The following is a 21,307-nucleotide window of genomic DNA, read 5'->3' as shown; positions in this document are numbered from 1 at the left end:
TACCTCGTTTTTAATAATTAAAACCCTATCTTAACACCTACTATCACACTCTTAGTCAATGGATTCGTCGCACCGTAAGATTCAGGATCCGCCACGTCAATATGGTCAAAGCAGAGCAAATCTACTCCCCGTACATACAATTTGGCACTACCTAATATTTTTGTCCGCTTCATCAGACGTTGAGGGAATTTATAATAAACTTCCACATTGCGCAATTTCAAGAATGAACGGTCGGCAAGCCAGATCGTATTAGTCTGATAATTATTGGCATTACTCTGCGAACTCAGACGCGGATATTTTGCATTCAAGTTCTCCGGAGTCCAGCGATTTTCATAATAGTGCGTGGAAAGTGATGTATTGTTAATCAACGGCCAAAACATACTCTTTGTATTCAAGACGGCAGAATAGTTTCCTGTTCCCTGAAACATAGCATCTAATCCAATCCCCTTCCATTCTGCTCCCAAATGGAAAGAATAATAAATTTCCGGAGCAGCCGTACTATATCCAATAGCGGTCACATCGTTTGCATCAATCACTTCATCTCCATTTACATTCTTATATTTGATATCACCGGGAACTACTGTACTGAAGTTCTGTACCGGGCTACTCGCGATCTCTGCCTCATCTCTGAAAATTCCTTCTGCTACCAAGCCATATACTTGATTCAACCGGTGTCCTGTCCGTTTCAAATTATCATATAAACGCGGTTCTTCTCTCTGTTCCTTAATCTCGTTCCGGTTAAAAGCAAAGTTTCCTCCGGCATTAACAGTCCAGTCACCCCATCGCTTCGTATAATCCAAACCGAACTCAGTGCCCCAACTATCCACAATACCAGCATTTTCATAAGGAGAATCCATACCAAGTACTGTTGAGTATTGACCGCTAGGGTCCACCCAAATATCTTTTCGACGTTGATAATATCCTTCTACCGTCAAATTCAATCCTTTGAACAGTGTCGCATCCACCCCCACATTATATTTATAAGCTTTCTCATGTGTCGAATTTATTGTAGCCAACCGATTCATGTAAGTAGTTCCAAAATTGGATCCATAACCGACATCAAACAGATAGCGTGTACCCGTTGTCGTATAGATTTGTTCCCAATAGTTATACACTGAGTTGTCACCGTCTTTCGGTAGATAATCAGCATTAATAACACCAAACGAAGCACGTAACTTTAAAAGATCAACCCAAGAAACCTCTTTCATAAAGTCTTCTTCCGAAAGCACCCAAGCTGCAGAAACAGTTGGTGAGAAAGCCCATTTATGTCCTGGAGCCAATAGATTTGAGGCCGATCCGACCAATGCCAGATCTACATAATAACGCTTATTGAAGCCATAGTGAGTATACCACGATACATTTTGACGATATATACTGGTATTCACTCCATAAGTGTCACGAAATTCATACTCCCATTTCAACTGCGAATAAACATCATGTTTGCCGAACGAACGATTATAATCAAAACCTCCGGAGAAATTGAACTGACGTGCCCAATCGTTTGTATCGGCACCGGTTGCCATCTCACTGGGTTTTCCACCTGTAACAACTGTGTACAACGGACCACCGGCGCTTGAATCCTGCCAGCTAGGTGTATATCCCCTATAAGCATACGTCTTGCTATGATCTTCCCAGATGGAAGAGTAGTTGTCATAAGCCAAACGAAAACTCACACCTAGCCCCTTCACTAATCCGGACAAATCTTGAGATAAAGTCAGATCTGCCAACAAGCTACGTGTATGTCCCTTACTATAAGCTGCTCCTTGCGATTGTGCCACCGGATTCATCGTACCTGACCAAGTGGAACTTCCTCCCCACGAGCCATCATCTGATAGTATAGGAAAGGCTGCGGAAGGAATCGAATAAACCATATCCCACAAATCCGTACTAGAGGTTCCCGGACGACTTGATTCAGACAATGAGCCGAGAAGATTTAATTTGAGTTTGGTAGTACTCGTCAGGTCAATATCTAAATTTGTGCGTAAGTTAGCACTAGAATATTTGTCTTGTGTAGAATAACCGTCATTCATATTAGTATTGGCAACAAACCCTTTGTCTGTCATCAACCCCAACATAGCATAGTAACGGAATTTACTGCCACCTCCTGTAAACTCAATATTATATTTATTAGAAACTCCCATATCACGAAATGTTTCATCAATCCAATCCACATTCGGATAAAAATAAGGCAATTGCACATTGATACGATCACCTAGTCCCTTCACTCTTCCATAACGGAACGCATGAATTTCGAGAGGAGTATAACGTACGTCTAATCCTTCGTAACCTCGTGCCTCGTTCACAGCTTCAGCATAAGTAGCCGCATTTACAAAATCAGGACGACGTGATTGGAAATTGATTACATGATCGTAAGTAAACTTTATTTCCCTCGAATGATATTTTCCCCGTTTGGTTGTTATCAGAATAGCTCCATTAATACCTTTATAACCATATAACGCCACTGCAGCGGCATCTTTCAATATAGAGACCGATTCTACCTCTTCCGGTGACACAAGGCTCATATCACGTTCCAACCCGTCTACCAAAACTAACGGTGAACTGCTAGATAGGCTTTGTAAACCACGTACGTAAAAAGTAGGTTCCGTACTGGAAAAGTTACCCGCATTCTGTAAGGCTGTTAATCCTAGTCCCTGTCCGAAAAGAGAGTTAGAGATATTCTTTGACGCCCTTTTATCAAATTCTTCATTATAAACGGTAGAGACTGCCGCAGTCGATTCATGACGACTGAACGTCCGGTTAGCCCCTACATCTACAGTGACGGAATCTCCAGACACTCTTCCTTTATTATCCATATTCTGTGCTCCTATCGGCATACCCAAAGATGCCAACAGAGCCAGTACCAGCATTTTATTATTTTTCATATCACTGTTCTAAAATCAATTTTACTCATGTTTCTCATCACCAGCCGGGATTTTGAATCAAACCGTATCCTTTGTTGATTTCATTCTGAGGAAACGGAGACAGATACCATTTCGGATCGAATCCCTGCGTCCACCAAACACGTGCTCTGTTATGCAACTCAAATTTCTGATATTCGAATCTCGTAGGCTGCATGGCATTTTTACCAAACGCATCTGTTCCATCTCTCCAAGGTTTCTCTATACGGTTACCCGCCTCATCCAAGCGATAAATTAATAGGCCATGCAGTTTCTTTTCAAAGCGATCTGCACGTTTGTAACGAATCAAGTCAAAATATCGACTGTCTTCCATACCTAATTCACAAGCACGTTCGCGAAGTATTTCCTCTAATAAAGCATCTTTATCACTCGTCAGATTCTTATTCGGGAGACAATCTTCCAGTTTACCTAAACCAACGCGCTTACGTACTTCATTCACCCAATAAAGAGCATCTGTGAAATTATTATCGGCTTGTAATAAAGCCTCTGCATACGTCAAAAAGAGATCAGACAAACGAAGATAAACCCAATGAATAGGCTGGCGTTCATAATCACTATCGCTCAAATAATATTTCATATTATCATATCCGGTAGCAAAACGCATATTTTCCAATGCAGGAGCCGTCTTTGCATCTGTACCTCCCACCCACAATTCCCATGGGTAATCACTCATTTTAGGAGAAGACCATCCCAAATTTCGAGGTATATTGTTCACAATAACAGATTCGTATAACCGTGGATCACGAGTCAGTATGAGATTGGAAAGAGTATTTTCTCCATTAACAAACTCGCCAGTCAAAAACATATCGTTCAACTTACCTTCTGTATCCGCCTTATTCCAGTCAAAAGGTGTTCCATCCGCCCAAGGAAACATTTCAACATACTCTTGGGTGGGAGTATAAGAGTTACGTCCATTATTACACCAAGTACGCCATATATAAGTAGAGGACCCACCCGGACGTTCATAGCCCGCTACACGTACGGAATGCAAGACCTCAGGACTATCCAGAAGGATATATCCCATCCGGTAAGCATACCGATATTCAGTAGGAGTAGGATTGTCACCTGTTGCTTTCCGCAACTCATAGAAGCCATTTGCCTCTATGGCGTTGAAAAACTGCCTGCAATATTCAAGACATTTATTCCACAAATCGGGACGTTTACCTCCATACCACACCAAATGTTGTTGCTCCGCCTCACTACGTCCACCGGCATATCCTTGAGTATCATTGAACAAAGGAGAAGCAGCAAACTGCCATAGCTTACATCTCAATGCCATAGCCCCTGCTAATGTCCAATGACCACCATCGGAATTAAAATCAGCTCCTTCATACGACCATTTCAGGCCACCGGAGCCAATAGCCTCCTCCAGCATTTTATCCATATAGTTCACGGTTTCTTCCACCGTGGCGCGCGGTAATTGGTAGTTTGTCTCTGTTCCCGTAAACGATGAATAAATGAGCGGTAACCCGCCATAGTGGCGGAACATATCAAAATAGCGAGCAGCAATAAGGCATTTTGCTTCTGCTTTCATCTGCACTTTTTCATCTTCTCCCATACCAGGAACTCTGTCTACGTTTTCCAACAGTAACCAGCACCACCGCACAGTCTGCCAAACACCTTCACGAGTATATCCGAAAATATCCCCACGAACACCGTAATTAGCAGTATGTGTACCACTATAATAACTGTTATAAATTGTAGTTCCCGAATAGTGAAGTTGCCAACAATCAGTCAATGCATCAAACTTTCCTGTATAGGGATTAGAAGAATCCGGAAAGTCGTCAACAGAGGAATTTACGTAAGGTAAACCATAATATTGGCGGCTATAACAGGTGTTCAGAAACTGCCGGGTATAAGTAACACTATTGAATATAGTATCTTGAGTAGCAGATCCACCCGGTGCTTTTTCGAGAAAGCTGTTACCGAATTTAATCTCGTCTACGCAAGAAGTCGCTCCTATACCAAGCACTCCTGCTATCATTGCTCCGATAAACCATTTATATTTTTGTTTCATAATAATCAATCTTTAAATCTGTTTTTAGAATCCCAGTTTCAGCCCCAGTGTATATGTCTTTGTCAATGGGTACGAAGGTGCATTACTAGCTCTTGCTTCCGGGTCTCCCCATAGATAAGGTGTAAGAGTCCATAAATTATAACCGCTAAACGATAGCTGACAAGTACTCATCCCCAACTTCTTCATCAAAGGGAACTGAAAATTATAAGCAATAGTAAGGGTCTTGAGACGCAAATATTTGGAATCCTGCTCGTAAAGGGTTGATTCCGCATAGTTGTTATCAGCATTCTCCCATGTAGCACGTGGATATTTCGCATCTTGCGACGGATTCTCTTTTGTCCATGTATTCGTCAAGTGATAGGCAAGCAAACCACCCGCAACATTACCGGAACTAGATAAAAAAGGCCGACGGAACACATCCGAAATCATTCGACTCACATTCCATGCACCGGTCCATTGCGTATTCACTTCCAGATTCTTCCAAGAAAATCCGAGATTCATACCTACCATGTATTCCGGATCATCCGTAAATCCGTAATCATAGCCCATATCATTTTCATCGATTTTTCGATCACCATTCAAATCGACATACACAGCATCCCCGTCTTGCAGAACAACCGAATGAGTAGGAAACGGACGATGGAATGTTTGTTCATACAGTGCCGGTGTCTGTTCATCATAATAACGCCAGAAAGCATATTGCTTACGTGAGCCGATACGATGTCCTTTTTGGTACAGATAGTCGTACTCCTGAGGAGCTTCTTTACGCTCGATAATTTCATTTTGATTATAAGAAAGGTTTATACCCGCCCAATAACGGAAATCTTTTCCAATCTTATCGTTCCATTTCAACGAAAGTTCCCATCCCCAGTTATTTACCTCACCTAAATTGGAGAAAGGTTGAGCAAAACCTAACATACTCGGAGCTGTTCCGTCTTGCAGAAGGATGTCCCACCGGTGTTCCTTATAGTATTCTATTGTAGCAGATAAACGATCGTTTAAAAAGTTGATATCAACACCATAGTTCTGTTTAAACGCTTTTTCCCATGTCACATTCGCATTGTTAATCGCCCACTCATGTGCTCCTAAACTCACAGTAGAAGTCTGTCCTCCCTGACCGAAAAGATATCCATAGGCAGCCTGTAATTGAGCAAGATTACCAGTTCCATAACCAGAGTTACTTACATATCCGTTCAAATTAACATGATAAGGATTAGCAGTATACATAAAACGAGAGCCACCGATTTTATCGTTACCTACTAAACCGAAACTGGCGCGTAGTTTCAGAAAGCTTATTACCGGTTTGACAGGTTCCCAAAACTTTTCTTCACTCGCTACCCATCCTACGGAAGCTGCCGGAAAGAGAGCAAAACGATTGTCCGCAGCAAAGTTCTCCGAACCATTATAACCCATGTTAGCTTCTACCATATAACGGTTTTTCCAGTCATAAGTTACACGTCCTACCAAACCGACATATCCTCGCGGAACATCCGAATATTCTTTAGGATAATATTCTTTAGACTGATTATAAAGCACCAATGCCCCTATATTATGATCACCAAACGAATGATTATAATTCAATGCGGCTTCCATATACCAGTTACGTGATTTTCCCCGAGTAATTCCATAGCTCACATTAGTATACTTACTACCGTCTATCGGTCGTAGTCCAACACTTCCATCACTCTGCAATACCGGTGTATAAGTCATTTCCGTACCACCCGACAAATTCTTATTAATGGTAAATGAGCTATTGTATGAACCTTTCAATTTGAATGAAAGTCCTTTAGTGATAAAATCCAATTTCTGATTCAAAATAAGGTCGGCATTCAACGAGTTGTTGATACTATGTGCTGCCCCACCCCCATAATAAGTGAATGGATCTGCATCACCGACAAAAGGTAAGTTCAACCCATCGGACTGTGAGTCAGTAGTAGTATATACCAATTTATCATTTACAAAGCCGGCACTTCTAAACGGAGTAGAATAATAGATATTTTTAACCATTCCGGATGACCCTTGACTAGTGCGTGGCTTCTCAGAAGAATTAACGTTTCCTGCCACATTGAACGAGATAGTAGTGGTTTTCGTTACATCTATATCTAAATTACTTCGGTAATTGAAACGGCGATATTGATAACTGATGCCATAAGGCAAACTAAACTCATTGAAAAGTCCGCCTTGCGTATAAGCACCTGCTGAGATAAAATAACGTACCTTATCCGTACCTCCGGAAATATTCAGATTATGCTGGCTCTGCAGAGTAGCGTCTCCCATGATATAATCAATCCAATTGATACTTGGAAAACGGATAGGATCAGAACCATCCCGGAATTTCTGAATAACTCCATCCGAGAATGTCTTGACAGGTTTTTCCCCCGCAGGTGTATCATTGGCCATCATTTGATTATAAAACATTGCATATTCATAAGAGTTGGCAGTTTCCACCATTTTAGTAGGCATTTGTATAGAAGCAGAAGTACTAAAAGAGATGTGTGCCTTTCCTTCTCTACCGCGCTTGGTAGTTATCAAAATAACGCCATTAGCTCCGCGTACACCGAACACAGCAGTAGCAGAAGCGTCCTTCAAGATAGATATAGACTCAATTTCATTCGGATCTATATCATTCATACTACGTTCCACACCATCTACCTGAATTAATGGAGACGCATCTCCCCACGTCGCTTTACCACGAATAAAAACCTCGGCGGCATCTGCACCCGGTTCACCGGATGTTTGAATGGTAGTCAGACCTGCCATCTGACCTCCTAATACATTAGATACAGAACCGATAGAAGTACGTGTCAGGGCTTCGGTCTTAACACTTGCCACAGCACCTGTCATCGTTACTTTCTTCTGCACACCATACGCCACGATTTCCACCTCTTGTAAAGTGGTAGCGTCTTCAGATAAAACCACTCGCATATTATTCTGGGCTACTACCACTTGTTCGGTATACCCGATAAAGGTGATTTTCAGCTTCGCCCCTGCTTTCGCATTGATTTTAAACACACCGTCGATATCAGTAATAGTACCGACAGAAGTACCTACAACAAGGACATTGGCCCCAATCACCGGCTCGCCTTTATCGTCCACCACAGTTCCCTTAATACTGCCTTGTTGCTGAACGATGTCAACAGCAGCTACAGCCTGTCCTTGATTGCCGAAAGTCGGCATCAGGGCGAAAGAGAAAAACAGGGCAACAGGTAAAGTTGTTCCTTTTATTAAGTTTTTCTTATTCATATATTTCTATTTTCATGATAGAGGAGTATGAGGCGGCAAAGTATATCCATGCCGCCTTATTTCCTTTATTTGAATATAATTATCTGTTTAGAAAGCAAGCATCAAACGACATGGTTTGCCACCGGAACCACGCTCACGCAACGTTATATCCTGACCATTCTCTGAAAGTTTATGATACCACATATAAGTTACAGCACGCTCATTACTGCTAAAATATCCGGCATCAGTTGTCAATGCTGTTCCTTTTGCGGAATTGATGCTTGTATTAATAGCATTTAATGATTTAGCCACTTGTTCTAACTCTACAATGCTTGGAATATACCAGTTGGTAACCACAGAAGGAACAGTTACTTTCGAACGGTAATTGTTAAGATTAACATAAGCATTGTCACAAGGGAACTGCCGTATATTTTCATAACAGTAAGTCAACAGGAATGTGTTGTTGTAACCCATAAATCCCGGAATAGCAGCATAAGGAGCACCACCCTTATTTGATTCATTTAAATTGCTTACAAGGCGATTCTGCCATTCTTCGTCAGTCATAAACCAATCACCGAACAATGCATCAGCAGCCCCAGTAGACGGATTTTTAGTTCCCCATTGAAAAGCAGATTCAGTCATATCTTCCAACGCTATAACCAACCCGTGACTACAAGCCGGATAGTCGTTATGCAGAATATCATTAGTTTCCGTATAGGTACTGGAATGTGTTACCGATGGTTGCGGATTTCCCACATAACATACAATACCGATTACATTTTCAGGAACAGTTTCAGTATCTTTGCTGACAATTGAACCATCTGCACAATAATAATCCCCTACAGCAAGTATATATTTGTACTTATTAGGATCATTGATTGTATATACTTTAGCCGTTCCATTATTCAATGTAGCAGTAGCCGCATATGACATCTCCTTTGTTCCTATATATGTACCTTCAATAGTAAACTCTATTCCCGGTTTCACCAAAAAGCGATAAGTATCTGTACTTTCTTGATAAAAAGGAGTCACTTCATTACCATTCAGTTTTAAAGAATTAACAGTAACAGGCAATTCATAATCATCAAGGGTTACGTCTCTATTGGCAAAGTCATAAACAAGTTTAGGCATTTTCAATACAGTCAAAGCCATACGGTGCATCATTTTAAAGTTGATTTCACCTTTAAAACGATTGTCTACCACAGCACTACCGGAACTTGTCATCAAGTCGTTTTTGGTATATTCTTCGTTGGACTGATTATTACCCAGCACCCAACTATCAACATATTGAGCAAACGGATCTTCTTGACCGACATTAAATATCACATCTGCGTCATACGGATAATAAGCATAAAAATCCATATCTTTAAAATCGGCACCTTTATATTTGATGGGAGTTCCTTCAATTTCCCAACTGCCGTTCTTCATCGTAAACTTCCGGTTGCTAATATCTGTCACTATTTCGCCTGCATCTACTCCAAAGACACCGATCGCATCGCCTTCAGAAAAGGCAGTAGTATATCCGTTTTCAACTGCACGTGTTCCCGGAGTAGTATCTATAAATCCACCATCGGTCACACTGATGCGGAAATCATTAGAAGAACCTGTTTCGTTAACATTCAAATCTTCTTGCGAACAAGAAGAGAGACTTGCAATACCTGCAATCAAAAGTGCTGATATATAATTATATATTTTCATATTCGTATTTTTTATTTATTGAATGATTAATGTATATATAAATAGGTTTAAAAGATAGGCTATTGTTTTTCAGTAGCAGTAATTTCCCCTTCTTCTACATTCCAATTAGGATTCTCTGTCGTAGCTCCTGTATCAGGAGCGGTGGATTCGGCTTCAATATCTTCTTCTTCCGTAGTCCAATCATTTATTTGCGTACCCTCTTTCGTGATACTAAATACATACTCTTTTTGATCCACCGACATATTTGCCGTAATTGTATAATTATAAGAAACACCCATATCCAACTTCGTTAATTTGGGAAATTCTACTTCATACAAACGACCTTCCATTCGTGCTTGAATACTCACCTTGTTATCTACAGTTTGCGGTAATAAAATAGCCTGCATCTTATATTCATCTATCGCCCCCACATTACCCCAATAAATGTCAGTAGGCTTTGCAGTTTCGTTAACAGTTGTTGCCCCTGTCATTGTATTGAATGTACCTTCGAGTTTCAAACCGATGAGATAGCAATCAATATCCGAAAGCTCAACTCCATCACCAGCTTTAAACTCCACTTTCAGGCGGCTCATCTTGTGATTAAATGACAACTGCACATTTGGCTGAGTAGCACTTGCTTTTGCTGTAGCATAAAGAAAGTCAAGGTATTTCCTCTTTGCTTCCGTAGCTTGACTTTCACTATCAGTCAAAACCTGCACTACCCCTTGACTGATACCGGATGTACCAACAAATGGACAATAGGCAGCAACATCATATTCTTGTGTACCTAACACCCAAATTTCTTCTGCTACTCCACCTTTCGCTACAAACATACTATTTGCATCACCGGTGTATTTGTAGTGAATGTTCTGTTGATTATTTCCACAAGAGATCCCTATAGAATCTCCAACTTCCCATTGGGTATCAGTTGCTCTAGTCGGTGCCAACGTACTTCCTGTTGAGTTATTGATCACTGCACTAAAAGAGACTTTCACCCCCGTCTCTCCCGCAAATTTGATGTCAGATTCCTTAACATCAGTACTACATCCTGCTAAGAATAACAGAATAATAGCAGTCATTACATAGTTTTTCTTCATACCATGCATTTTAAAGTTTTTATAAATATGTATTGTTGATTAAATCCATTATAATATGGAATGAAAAGAAGTTGCCGACAAAATTCATTTTGCATCGCAACTAAAGTAGAAAATGCTTGTTTTTCATTGTGTATCATTTTTATTATACTTAAGTTAAACAAAAGTTAGATTAAGTTTTAATCAGGCATCATTATTTATATTATATACCTAAAAACTGATGCAAACTTAGAGAACAATACAGTTATTAACAATACAATATTGTACATAAGCATAAAAAATACTGCCTTTTGTACAAATGAATATGGGATGAATAGGACATATATGGAATAAACAGGCAAAAAGAACATCTCATATCCGTTCTATTACATATTTTGATAAATTCAGAAAACCCGGATCAGAAAAAACAAGTAGAATCTATCCGTAATACAGTCCAAGTTTCATGTCCGACTATTGCTTTTTACTAATTATTTTTGTATCTTAGAAGTTTCCATCTTCTCAAAAACAAATGGTCCCATTATAAGGTGACAACTACCCGAATGCATAAACTATACTAGTTTTATGCACTGAAAATCTTTAATCTTCGCACTGAAAACCCTTGAAAACAACGATGAAATGATGGAAACCTTATTGTATCATATCAAGAATAACTGAAGCATCCACCGCAAAGGCCGTTCCATGACGGATTCCTTTCGGAAAAGAGACTTGATCGGAAACGTCTTCCCACGTTTCTCCATGATCGAGGGAACGGACAGCCCCATAACGATGGTCACGATACTTATCAAAATACACATAAAGAGTATCACCTATAAAAAGAGGAGCAGGCCCCTCCGCCCAATAGTTGCCTGTGATGGGAGCCGATACTTTGGTTGGGAATCCTTTCCTTATATTCTCCGTACGTGTCACACGCAGATTTTTCTCCGGCGGATTAGAGTTCTCATTCTTAACTACCATAATCAGATCGTTCCTCTTTGGATCTTTCACAATAGCAGCATCGATAACGCTGAAATCCGGATTGAAAAACATGGCAGTCTTCGAGAAAGATTTGAAATCCTTAGTCGTTACATAATAGATACGGTGGTTCAGTCCCTTTTCACTTTCACTGGTAGGCACTTCCTTATGACGGCCGGGGATCGTAGTTGCCCAGAAGATATAATAGGTTTGTGACGATTCATCATAAAACAGTTCGGGAGCCCAGCAGTTATGTGCGGCAGGTTCATTCATCATCACAGGAATAGCCTTTTGCTCACTCCAATGAATCAAGTCACGGGAAGAAGCATAACCAATAATCCGGTCCGTCCAACTGGAAGTCCAGACCATGTGAAAAGTTCCATCGGGAGCTTGACAAATACTAGGATCACGCATCAATTTATCTTTGCCCACAGTAGGAGTTAAAAAGGAACGACCACCATTCAAAGCCGTCCAGGTCAGTCCATCATAACTATAAGCCAGATGCAAGCCATCTTTACTGTTATTTATAAAATAGGAAAAGAGATAAACGGTATCTCCGGCGGTAACGTTCATTATAGACCAGACGGTCAAAATCATCCAGACAATTACATTTTTCATGGTTCATTCTAAGATTAATAGATTCAGCTCGCAAAGATACCGTATCTTCCAAAGATACCGAAAAGCAAAGGGATAGATTAATTGGTATATTCATACAATTTTGTACACATACATCTATACATCCCATTTTTGATACGATTGTTTATGTTTCTGTACATCTTTATATTTCAAGAAGTTCGAAAAAGCCCTACTTTAGCACCAGAATTTAAAAGATAACGAAAATATATCAATCTTACATATCATGATAAAACATTTTCTAGGCAGTATTATTCTTGCATTTCTTTCGATATTGACCGTTACAGGTCAAAGCAATGCTCTTGATCTATCCGGTAAGTGGGATTTCCAAATAGACCGGGAAGATACAGGCGTAAAAGAGCAATGGTTTCGAAAAATATTGGAAGACCACATCAATCTGCCCGGTTCCATGCCCGAGAAGTTAAAAGGTGACGAAGTGACCGTACACACGCAATGGACAGGAAGTTTATACGACAGTTCCTACTATTTTAATCCTTATATGGAGAAATACAGAATGGAAGGGCAAGTAAAACTACCATTCTTCCTGACTCCGGACAAACATTATGTAGGTGTGGCCTGGTATCAGAAAAACGTAACCATACCATCCGATTGGAAAGGTGACAGGATCATTTTATTTTTAGAACGTCCTCATATAGAAACCACCGTTTGGGTAAATAACCGGGAGATAGGAATGCAGAATAGCCTCTGTGTGCCGCACGTTTATGACCTGACTGCTGCCGTTGCTCCGGGAAAATCTTGTCGGATTACCATCCGCATTGATAACCGTATCAAGGATATCAACGTAGGACCGGATTCTCATAGTATTACCGACCAGACTCAGGGCAATTGGAATGGTATCGTAGGACGCATAGAGTTACAGACCACTCCTAAAGTTCATTTTAGCGACATACAGATATATCCGGACCTGAAAGACCGGAAAGCCACAGTGCGAATCAGTCTGTACGCACCAGCCTCTGCCAAAGCAACGTTACAATTATCCGCTGAAAGTTTTAACTCGGATAAAAAGCATTCTGTCCCTACTGTACAACAGAATATCTCAGTACGTTCCGGAGATAACAAAATCGAAATGGAACTACCGATGGGAGAAGGTTTTCTGACTTGGGACGAATTTGACCCGGCACTCTATAAACTGACAGCGACACTGACCTGTGGCAAAGAGAGAGAAGCCAAAGAAGTACAATTCGGTATGCGTGAATTTACCATCAAAGGTAAATGGTTCTATGTGAACGGTCGGAAAACAATGCTTCGCGGCACAGTAGAGAATTGTGATTTTCCGCTTACCGGCTACGCTCCTATGGATGTAGCTTCATGGGAACGGGTATTCCGCATTTGCCGCAACTACGGGCTGAATCATATGCGTTTCCACTCTTTCTGTCCGCCGGAAGCCGCATTTATTGCTGCGGACCTTGTCGGTTTTTATTTGCAGCCGGAAGGTCCAAGCTGGCCTAATCACGGTCCGAGACTGGGCAACGGCCAGCCTATCGACAAGTATCTGATGGACGAAACGATTGCCTTGACCAAGCAGTATGGAAACTACGCCTCTTATTGTATGTTGGCGTGTGGGAATGAGCCTTCCGGACGCTGGGTGTCATGGGTAAGCAAATTCGTCGATTATTGGAAAGCAACCGACCCACGCCACGTATATACAGGAGCTTCCGTAGGCAACAGCTGGCAATGGCAGCCCCATAACCAATATCATGTAAAAGCCGGTGCACGCGGACTCAGCTGGACCGGTGCACAGCCGGAAAGCACATCGGACTACCGTAACCGAATTGATACGGTAAAACAGCCGTATGTTTCCCATGAAACCGGACAATGGTGCGCATTCCCGAACTTCAGCGAGATACGTAAATATACCGGAGTAAACAAAGCCAAGAACTTTGAAATCTTTCGGGATATATTGAATGATAACCACATGGGAGGTATGGGACACGATTTTATGATGGCTTCCGGCAAGCTGCAAGCGATCTGTTACAAGCATGAGATAGAAAAGACATTGCGTACTCCCGACTATGCGGGATTCCAACTATTAGCTCTCAATGATTATTCGGGTCAGGGAACGGCACTGGTAGGATTGCTGGATGTATTCTTTGAAGAGAAAGGATACATTAATGCCGCAGAGTTCCGCCGTTTTTGCAGTCCGACCGTTCTGTTGGCACGTATACCCAAGTTCACATACACCAATAACGAAACGTTTCATGCAGATATTGAAATATCCCACTTCGGAAAAGAGGCTTTGCAAAAAGCAAATACAGTCTATTGCGTAAAAGATAAATATGGCAAGATATATGCTCGCGGAGTGGTTAGTACACGGGATATTCCTATCGGCAATCTATTCTCGTTGGGCAGCATAGACATGAAACTGAACGATATCCGTACTCCCCAAAAACTGAATCTGGAAGTACGTTTGGGAAACAGTGATATTGTCAACGATTGGGACTTCTGGGTATATCCTGACAAAGTGAAACTTACACAAGGAAACGTATACACAACGGACACATTGGACGAGAAAGCGATATCCATCTTGCAGGAAGGTGGAAACGTATTGATAACAGCAGCCGGGAAAATAAAATACGGCAGGGAGGTCAAGCAATATTTCACACCCGTTTTTTGGAATACATCTTGGTTCAAGATGCGCCCGCCGCATACGACAGGTATTTTCCTAAATGATTATCACCTGCTTTTCCGTGACTTTCCGACTGAATATCACAGTAACCTGCAATGGTGGGAACTATTGAACAAAGCGCAAGTTATGCAGTTTACGCATTTCCCCGCTGAGTTCCAACCGACTATTCAAAGCATAGACACTTGGTTTATCAGCCGTAAAATAGGAATGCTATTCGAGGCTAATGTATTGAACGGCAAACTGATAATGACCAGCATGGATATCACTTCCCAACCGGAGAAAAGGATTGTTGCCCGTCAGATGCATAAAGCGATTCTTGATTATATGAATTCGGATGCTTTCCGCCCGAATACACGCATAAGTCCCGAACAGATTCAGACATTATTTACTAAAATAGCCAGAGATGTGAAATCTTATACGAAAGATTCACCGGACGAGCTAAAGCCTTCCATTGTTAACTGATATAATATATGAAAAATAAAGGTATACTTTCTCTATTTATAACAGGGGCATTGCTTATCGCATGCACTCCTGCCAAACAAACCGGAAAAGACTTCCAATGGGGAGAACTTCCGCAACAGCCTGATTTATCATGGGTTGACAGTGTCGGTAGCCGGCAAGAACCTATCAATCATATAACCCTATCTGCCAATTCTTTAGGTGCGGTAGCAGACAGTACTGTACTCAGTACGGCAGCTATCCAAAAAGCAATCGACAGTTGTGCCGTCTCCGGCGGGGGAACCGTCACTCTCCAACCGGGATATTATCAGACAGGGGCACTCTTTATCAAAAGCGGAGTAAACCTCCATTTGGACAAGGGTGTGACTTTACTGGCCAGTCCTCAAATTCACCATTATCCGGAATTCCGTTCAAGAGTTGCAGGAATCGAAATGATATGGCCATCGGCAGTTATCAATATCATAGATGAGAAAAACGCATCTATCAGCGGAGAAGGTACACTGGACTGTCGGGGAAAGGTATTTTGGGATAAATACTGGGAAATGAGGAAAGAATATGAGGCGAAAGGACTGCGCTGGATTGTCGACTATGACTGCAAACGTGTACGGGGAATCCTCGTTGAACGCAGCTCGGATATCACATTAAGCGGATTCACTTTAATGCGTACCGGTTTCTGGGGATGTCAGATTCTTTATTCCGACCATTGCACCATCAACGGATTAACAATCAATAATAATATCGGAGGACACGGTCCCAGTACGGATGGCATCGACATCGACTCATCCACCCATGTATTAGTTGAAAATTGCGACATAGATTGCAATGATGATAATATCTGCATCAAATCCGGACGAGACGCAGATGGCCTGCGGGTGAACCGTCCTACCGAAAAAATTGTGATACGTAACTGTATAGCCCGCAAAGGCGCCGGCCTCATCACTTGCGGAAGTGAGACTTCAGGAAGTATCCGTAATATATTAGGATACAATCTGGATGCAGAAGGAACTTCTACGGTACTGCGACTGAAAAGCGCCATGAATCGCGGAGGAACGGTCGAAAACATCTACATGACCCGAATCAATGCTAAGAATGTGCAACAGGTTCTGGCGGCGGATCTAAACTGGAATCCCAATTACAGCTACAGCGTCCTGCCTAAAGAATATGAAGGCAAAGAAATTCCCGAGCATTGGAAAGTAATGCTGACTCCCGTTAATCCGCCGGAAAAAGGATATCCACATTTCCGGAACGTGTATCTGTCTGATGTAAAAGCAGAAAACGTAAATGAATTTATCTCTGCTTCCGGATGGAACGATTCCTTACGCCTGGAGAATTTCTATCTCCATGCCATCAAGGCAACGACAAACAGTCCCGGAAAAATATGTTATACGAGAAACTTTAATTTATCTGACATTACATTGTATGCCAAAAACAGAAACGATATGGAACTGAAAGAAAATGAACAAAGCAATATCCAGTTCAGTTACGCCAATCCGACAAATTCTGACGACAGAACCGCCGAACACCTGTAATGGACAAGGGCAGTCAGATATCCGATAAAGTTCTTATCCATTATTGACTGCTCGTTCCAACTGCTTTAATGCCTGTTCCAATGTAGCACGCGGGCAAGCAACATTTAACCGCATGAAGCCTTCGCCCTCCTTGCCGAATGTTGTTCCGTCATTCAGTGCCAGATGCGCTCTTTCTACAAACAGGCGATTCAAACTCTCTTGATTCAATCCCAGTTCCCGGCAATCCAAAAAGATAAGATAGGAAGCCTGCGGACGAATCATCTTGACGGCAGGAATATGTTCCCGCAAATAGTTTTCGGTAAAGTCTACATTGCCTTTGATATATGCTATCACCTGATCCAGCCATTCCGTACCATGGCTATAAGCCGCCGCCACACTCAGATAGGCAAACAGATGACCTTCACAAAACTCACTCGCTTCCATGTAGGTACGGAAACGTTGAAGAAGTTCCTCATTTTCGATGATTACATAAGAGCTTGCCAGTCCCGGCATATTGAAAGCCTTGCTCGGAGACATAAAAACAAGTGAGTTCATCCGTGCCTTCTCTGAAATCAAAGCAAAGGTAGGATGTTTGTATGGAGGCAGGGTTAAGTCAGCATGAATCTCGTCAGAGATAACCAATGTGCCGCTTTCATAGCAGATGTCGGCTATTTGAGACAGTTCTTCTTTGGTCCATACACGTCCACCCGGGTTATGAGGGTTGCTTAGAATAAGCAATTTGCATCCTTGAATATCTTGACGGAAACGGTCGAAATCAATGTAATACTGTCCGTCCCTCAACACTAACGGGCTGAATACAACTTCTCGTTCATTTTTCTGCGCCACAAGGAAAAAAGGATGATAGACAGGCGGCATTACCATCACTTTATCTCCTTTTTCCGTGAAACAGTGGATAGCAAAAGCCAACCCGCGAACAATGCCGGGAGTAAACGTCAGCATTTCTTCGGTGACCGACCATCCGTGACGTTCTTTCAACCAATGGATAATGGAAGCCGCCCATTCCTTACAGGCGAATGTATATCCCAGCACTTCATGCTCCAACCGCTTTTTCAAAGCCTCTATCACAAATGGAGCCGTACGGAAATCCATATCGGCTACCCACATAGGAATCAGGTCATTGCGTCCCCAACGGCCTTCCACTCCATCCCATTTTACGGAATCCGTACCGTTACGGTTTATTATTTCATCAAAATTATAGTTCATACTGCATGATGTTTTTATGTTATATGAGACAAAAGTAGTACTTTTGTCTTCAATTCAAAAAGGAATCTATGACGAAAGCTTTATTTTTTGATATAGACGGTACACTGGTCAGCTTCCATACTCACCGTATCCCGTCTTCCACTATCGAGGCTCTGGAAGCCGCCCATGCGAAAGGACATAAAATATTTATCGCTACCGGACGTCCGAAAGCCATTATCAACAATCTCTCCGAGCTACAGAAGCGGAATCTCATTGATGGATACATCACGATGAACGGAGCCTATTGTTTTGTCGGAGAACAAGTTATTTATAAGAACGCCATCCCCCAGGAAGAGGTAAAAGCAATGGGAGATTTCTGCGAAAAGAAAGGAGTACCCTGCATTTTTGTAGAGGAACATCATATTTCCGTTTGCCAGCCCAACGAGATGGTAAAGAAGATTTTTTATGATTTCCTACACGTGGATGTTATCCCAACCGTCTCTTTTGCAGAAGCGACCGGCAAGGAGATTATACAAATGACTCCTTTCATTACGGAGGAAGAAGAAAAAGAAATCCGCCCGTCAATCCCAACTTGCGAGATAGGCCGCTGGTATCCCGCCTTTGCCGATATAACCGCCAAAGGAGATACCAAACAAAAAGGCATAGACGAAATAATCCGTTATTTTGATATCAGACTGGAAGACACGATGGCATTCGGAGATGGGGGAAACGACATCAGCATGCTCCGTCATGCTGCTATCGGCGTGGCTATGGGGCAAGCTGAAAAGGACGTAAAAGCTGCCGCCGATTACGTAACGGCTCCGATCGACGAGGATGGTATCAGCAAAGCGATGAAACATTTCGGAATTATTTAACAAGGGGGATTTACTCTATTTATCAACATGAGCGTAGACACTAACAACGCAGAGTTTCAAGATGCCTTGAACCTGATTCAATATACACGCCAATCTGTTTTTCTAACCGGAAAGGCGGGTACAGGAAAATCTACATTCTTGCGTTACGTCTGCGAAAACACCAAGAAGAAATATGTTGTACTTGCTCCGACAGGTATTGCCGCCATCAATGCCGGAGGAAGTACGATGCATAGTTTCTTCAAACTGCCTTTTCATCCACTGCCGCCGGATGACCCGAATCTCAGTCTCCAACGGGGACGCATCCACGAATTCTTTAAATATACGAAACCGCATCGAAAGTTACTGGAACAGATAGAACTGGTGATTATCGACGAAATTTCAATGGTACGGGCGGATATTATTGATGCAATCGACCGTATTCTGCGTGTATATTCTCATAACTTACGCGAACCTTTCGGTGGAAAGCAGCTGTTACTGGTGGGTGATGTTTTTCAATTAGAACCGGTCGTAAAGAACGATGAACGGGATATATTGAACCGCTTCTATCCTACTCCCTATTTCTTCTCCGCACGAGTATTCGGTCAGATAGACTTGGTATCCATCGAGCTTCAGAAAGTATACAGACAGACCGATCCTGTTTTTGTCAGCGTTCTCGACCATATCCGTACGAATACGGCCGGAGCAGCCGATCTGCAACTGCTGAATACCCGATACGGGAGCCAGATTGAGGAATCGGAAGCCGATATGTACATCACTCTTGCTACAAGACGGGATACAGTAGACTCTATCAATGAGAAGAAGTTGGCGAAACTGCCGGGAGATCCAATCACTTTCGAGGGAGTTATCGAAGGAGACTTTCCCGAAAGCAGCCTGCCTACCTCGCAAGAACTTGTACTCAAACCCGGTGCCCAGATTATCTTTATCAAAAACGATTTCGACCGCCGATGGGTGAATGGAACGATCGGTGTCATATCCGGAATTGATGAGGAAGAAGAAACGATATACGTTATCACCGATGACGGAAAAGAATGTGATGTAAAACGGGAATCATGGCGGAACATCCGCTACCGTTACAATGAAAAGACCAAAGAAATAGAAGAAGAGGTATTGGGCAGCTTTACTCAATATCCTATTCGGCTGGCTTGGGCGATAACTGTTCATAAGAGTCAGGGGCTCACTTTCAGCCGGGTAGTCATCGATTTCACAGGTGGTGTATTTGCCGGAGGGCAAGCATACGTGGCACTCAGCCGGTGCACTTCTCTGGAGGGGATTCAGCTTAAAAAGCCCATCAGCCGGGCAGATGTTTTCGTCCGGCCCGAGATTGTGAACTTTGCCGGACGGTTTAATAATCGTCAGGCTATTGACAAGGCTCTGAAACAAGCACAGGCCGATGTACAATATGTTGCCGCCGCACGTGCTTTCGACAAAGGAGACATGGAGGAATGCCTGGAACAATTCTTCCGTGCTATTCATTCCCGTTATGATATAGAAAAGCCTGCTCCCCGTCGGCTGATCCGTCGCAAACTGGGTATCATCAATACGCTGAAAGAACAGAACAGGAGACTCAAGGAACAATTACAGGAACAGCAGGAGCGTCTGCGGCAATATGCTCATGAATATTTATTGATGGGTAACGAATGTATTACCCAAGCCCACGATGCGCGAGCTGCCATTGCCAATTATGACAAAGCGCTCAGCCTCGATCCCAATTATGTGGACGCCTGGATACGAAAGGGGATTACCCTCTTTAATAATAAAGAATATTTTGATGCGGAAAACTGCTTCAATACTGCCGTAAGCCTCCATCCCGCTAACTTCAAAGCTGTCTATAACCGGGGGAAACTCCGTCTGAAACTTGAACATATGGAAGGGGCTATTGCCGATTTGGATAAAGCCACCAGTCTGAAACCGGAACACGCAGGCGCGCACGAACTTTTCGGAGATGCACTGATAAAAGCAGGAAAAGAAGGAGAAGCTGCACTGCAATGGAGAATTGCGGAAGAACTAAGGAAAAAGAAATCATAAAACTCTCCTTTTATCCTTTATTATCAAAAAGTTTTATTAGTTTTGTTTCTTGTATATTCGTCAAACTCTTAAAATAAA

General features: G+C 42.2%; 10 protein-coding genes and 1 pseudogene. 4 read left to right on the top strand and 7 right to left on the bottom strand.

The window, feature by feature from the left end:
- Positions 1-17: 17 nt before the first annotated feature.
- From ACNOGP_RS08580 to ACNOGP_RS08555, 6 genes and pseudogenes are all read right to left on the bottom strand, one after another.
- Positions 18-2,882 (bottom strand): SusC/RagA family TonB-linked outer membrane protein, encoded by a 2,865-nt coding sequence (locus tag ACNOGP_RS08580; RefSeq protein WP_272720269.1) that lies wholly within the window; start codon positions 2,880-2,882, stop codon positions 18-20.
- A gap of 37 nt (positions 2,883-2,919) precedes the next feature.
- A complete protein-coding gene (locus tag ACNOGP_RS08575) occupies positions 2,920-4,935 on the bottom strand; it encodes a RagB/SusD family nutrient uptake outer membrane protein (protein ID WP_418214560.1) in 2,016 nt (671 codons plus the stop codon).
- A gap of 24 nt (positions 4,936-4,959) precedes the next feature.
- The gene (locus tag ACNOGP_RS08570; RefSeq protein WP_143864910.1) at positions 4,960-8,178 is read right to left on the bottom strand and encodes a SusC/RagA family TonB-linked outer membrane protein; all 3,219 of its coding nucleotides are present in this window, start codon (positions 8,176-8,178) and stop codon (positions 4,960-4,962) included.
- An 87-nt stretch (positions 8,179-8,265) separates the two neighbouring features.
- The gene (locus ACNOGP_RS08565; RefSeq protein WP_418214559.1) at positions 8,266-9,855 is read right to left on the bottom strand and encodes a fimbrillin family protein; all 1,590 of its coding nucleotides are present in this window, start codon (positions 9,853-9,855) and stop codon (positions 8,266-8,268) included.
- 59 nt (positions 9,856-9,914) lie between these two features.
- Positions 9,915-10,931: a fimbrillin family protein gene (locus ACNOGP_RS08560; RefSeq protein WP_418214558.1), complete on the bottom strand. Its 1,017-nt coding sequence runs from the start codon at positions 10,929-10,931 to the stop codon at positions 9,915-9,917.
- A 630-nt stretch (positions 10,932-11,561) separates the two neighbouring features.
- Positions 11,562-12,497: pseudogene (locus ACNOGP_RS08555) on the bottom strand (glycoside hydrolase family 43 protein); the annotation flags it as partial.
- 241 nt (positions 12,498-12,738) lie between these two features.
- Between ACNOGP_RS08555 and ACNOGP_RS08550 the strand changes: the two are divergent.
- Positions 12,739-15,621, top strand: a complete 2,883-nt coding sequence (locus ACNOGP_RS08550) for a sugar-binding domain-containing protein (RefSeq protein WP_418214557.1) — start codon at positions 12,739-12,741, stop codon at positions 15,619-15,621.
- Positions 15,622-15,629: 8 nt separating this feature from the next.
- Entirely contained in the window at positions 15,630-17,147 is a 1,518-nt protein-coding gene (locus ACNOGP_RS08545) for a glycoside hydrolase family 28 protein (RefSeq protein ID WP_418214556.1), read from the top strand.
- 33 nt (positions 17,148-17,180) lie between these two features.
- Here the strand turns inward: ACNOGP_RS08545 and ACNOGP_RS08540 are convergent, their stop codons facing one another.
- Positions 17,181-18,350 (bottom strand): MalY/PatB family protein, encoded by a 1,170-nt coding sequence (locus tag ACNOGP_RS08540; RefSeq protein ID WP_418214555.1) that lies wholly within the window; start codon positions 18,348-18,350, stop codon positions 17,181-17,183.
- Between the two features lie 68 nt (positions 18,351-18,418).
- On the opposite strand from ACNOGP_RS08540, the gene ACNOGP_RS08535 reads away from it, so the two are divergent.
- Positions 18,419-19,204, top strand: a complete 786-nt coding sequence (locus ACNOGP_RS08535; RefSeq protein WP_418214554.1) for a Cof-type HAD-IIB family hydrolase — start codon at positions 18,419-18,421, stop codon at positions 19,202-19,204.
- A 27-nt stretch (positions 19,205-19,231) separates the two neighbouring features.
- A complete protein-coding gene (locus tag ACNOGP_RS08530) occupies positions 19,232-21,229 on the top strand; it encodes a tetratricopeptide repeat protein (RefSeq protein WP_418214553.1) in 1,998 nt (665 codons plus the stop codon).
- Positions 21,230-21,307 lie beyond the last annotated feature (78 nt).

The organism is Bacteroides difficilis (genome assembly GCF_048319815.1).
GTDB lineage: Bacteria > Bacteroidota > Bacteroidia > Bacteroidales > Bacteroidaceae > Bacteroides > Bacteroides zhangwenhongii.
This window is presented reverse-complemented; position numbering and strand designations above follow the sequence as displayed.

What these genes read in the sequence shown, in the direction of transcription:
- ACNOGP_RS08530 (WP_418214553.1), top strand. Translation starts at nt 19,232, where the DNA reads ATGAGCGTAGACACTAACAACGCAGAGTTTCAAGATGCCTTGAACCTG.
- ACNOGP_RS08550 (WP_418214557.1), top strand. Translation starts at nt 12,739, where the DNA reads ATGATAAAACATTTTCTAGGCAGTATTATTCTTGCATTTCTTTCGATA.
- ACNOGP_RS08565 (WP_418214559.1), bottom strand. Translation starts at nt 9,855, where the DNA reads ATGAAAATATATAATTATATATCAGCACTTTTGATTGCAGGTATTGCA.
- ACNOGP_RS08545 (WP_418214556.1), top strand. Translation starts at nt 15,630, where the DNA reads ATGAAAAATAAAGGTATACTTTCTCTATTTATAACAGGGGCATTGCTT.
- ACNOGP_RS08535 (WP_418214554.1), top strand. Translation starts at nt 18,419, where the DNA reads ATGACGAAAGCTTTATTTTTTGATATAGACGGTACACTGGTCAGCTTC.
- ACNOGP_RS08575 (WP_418214560.1), bottom strand. Translation starts at nt 4,935, where the DNA reads ATGAAACAAAAATATAAATGGTTTATCGGAGCAATGATAGCAGGAGTG.
- ACNOGP_RS08570 (WP_143864910.1), bottom strand. Translation starts at nt 8,178, where the DNA reads ATGAATAAGAAAAACTTAATAAAAGGAACAACTTTACCTGTTGCCCTG.
- ACNOGP_RS08560 (WP_418214558.1), bottom strand. Translation starts at nt 10,931, where the DNA reads ATGAAGAAAAACTATGTAATGACTGCTATTATTCTGTTATTCTTAGCA.
- ACNOGP_RS08580 (WP_272720269.1), bottom strand. Translation starts at nt 2,882, where the DNA reads ATGAAAAATAATAAAATGCTGGTACTGGCTCTGTTGGCATCTTTGGGT.
- ACNOGP_RS08540 (WP_418214555.1), bottom strand. Translation starts at nt 18,350, where the DNA reads ATGAACTATAATTTTGATGAAATAATAAACCGTAACGGTACGGATTCC.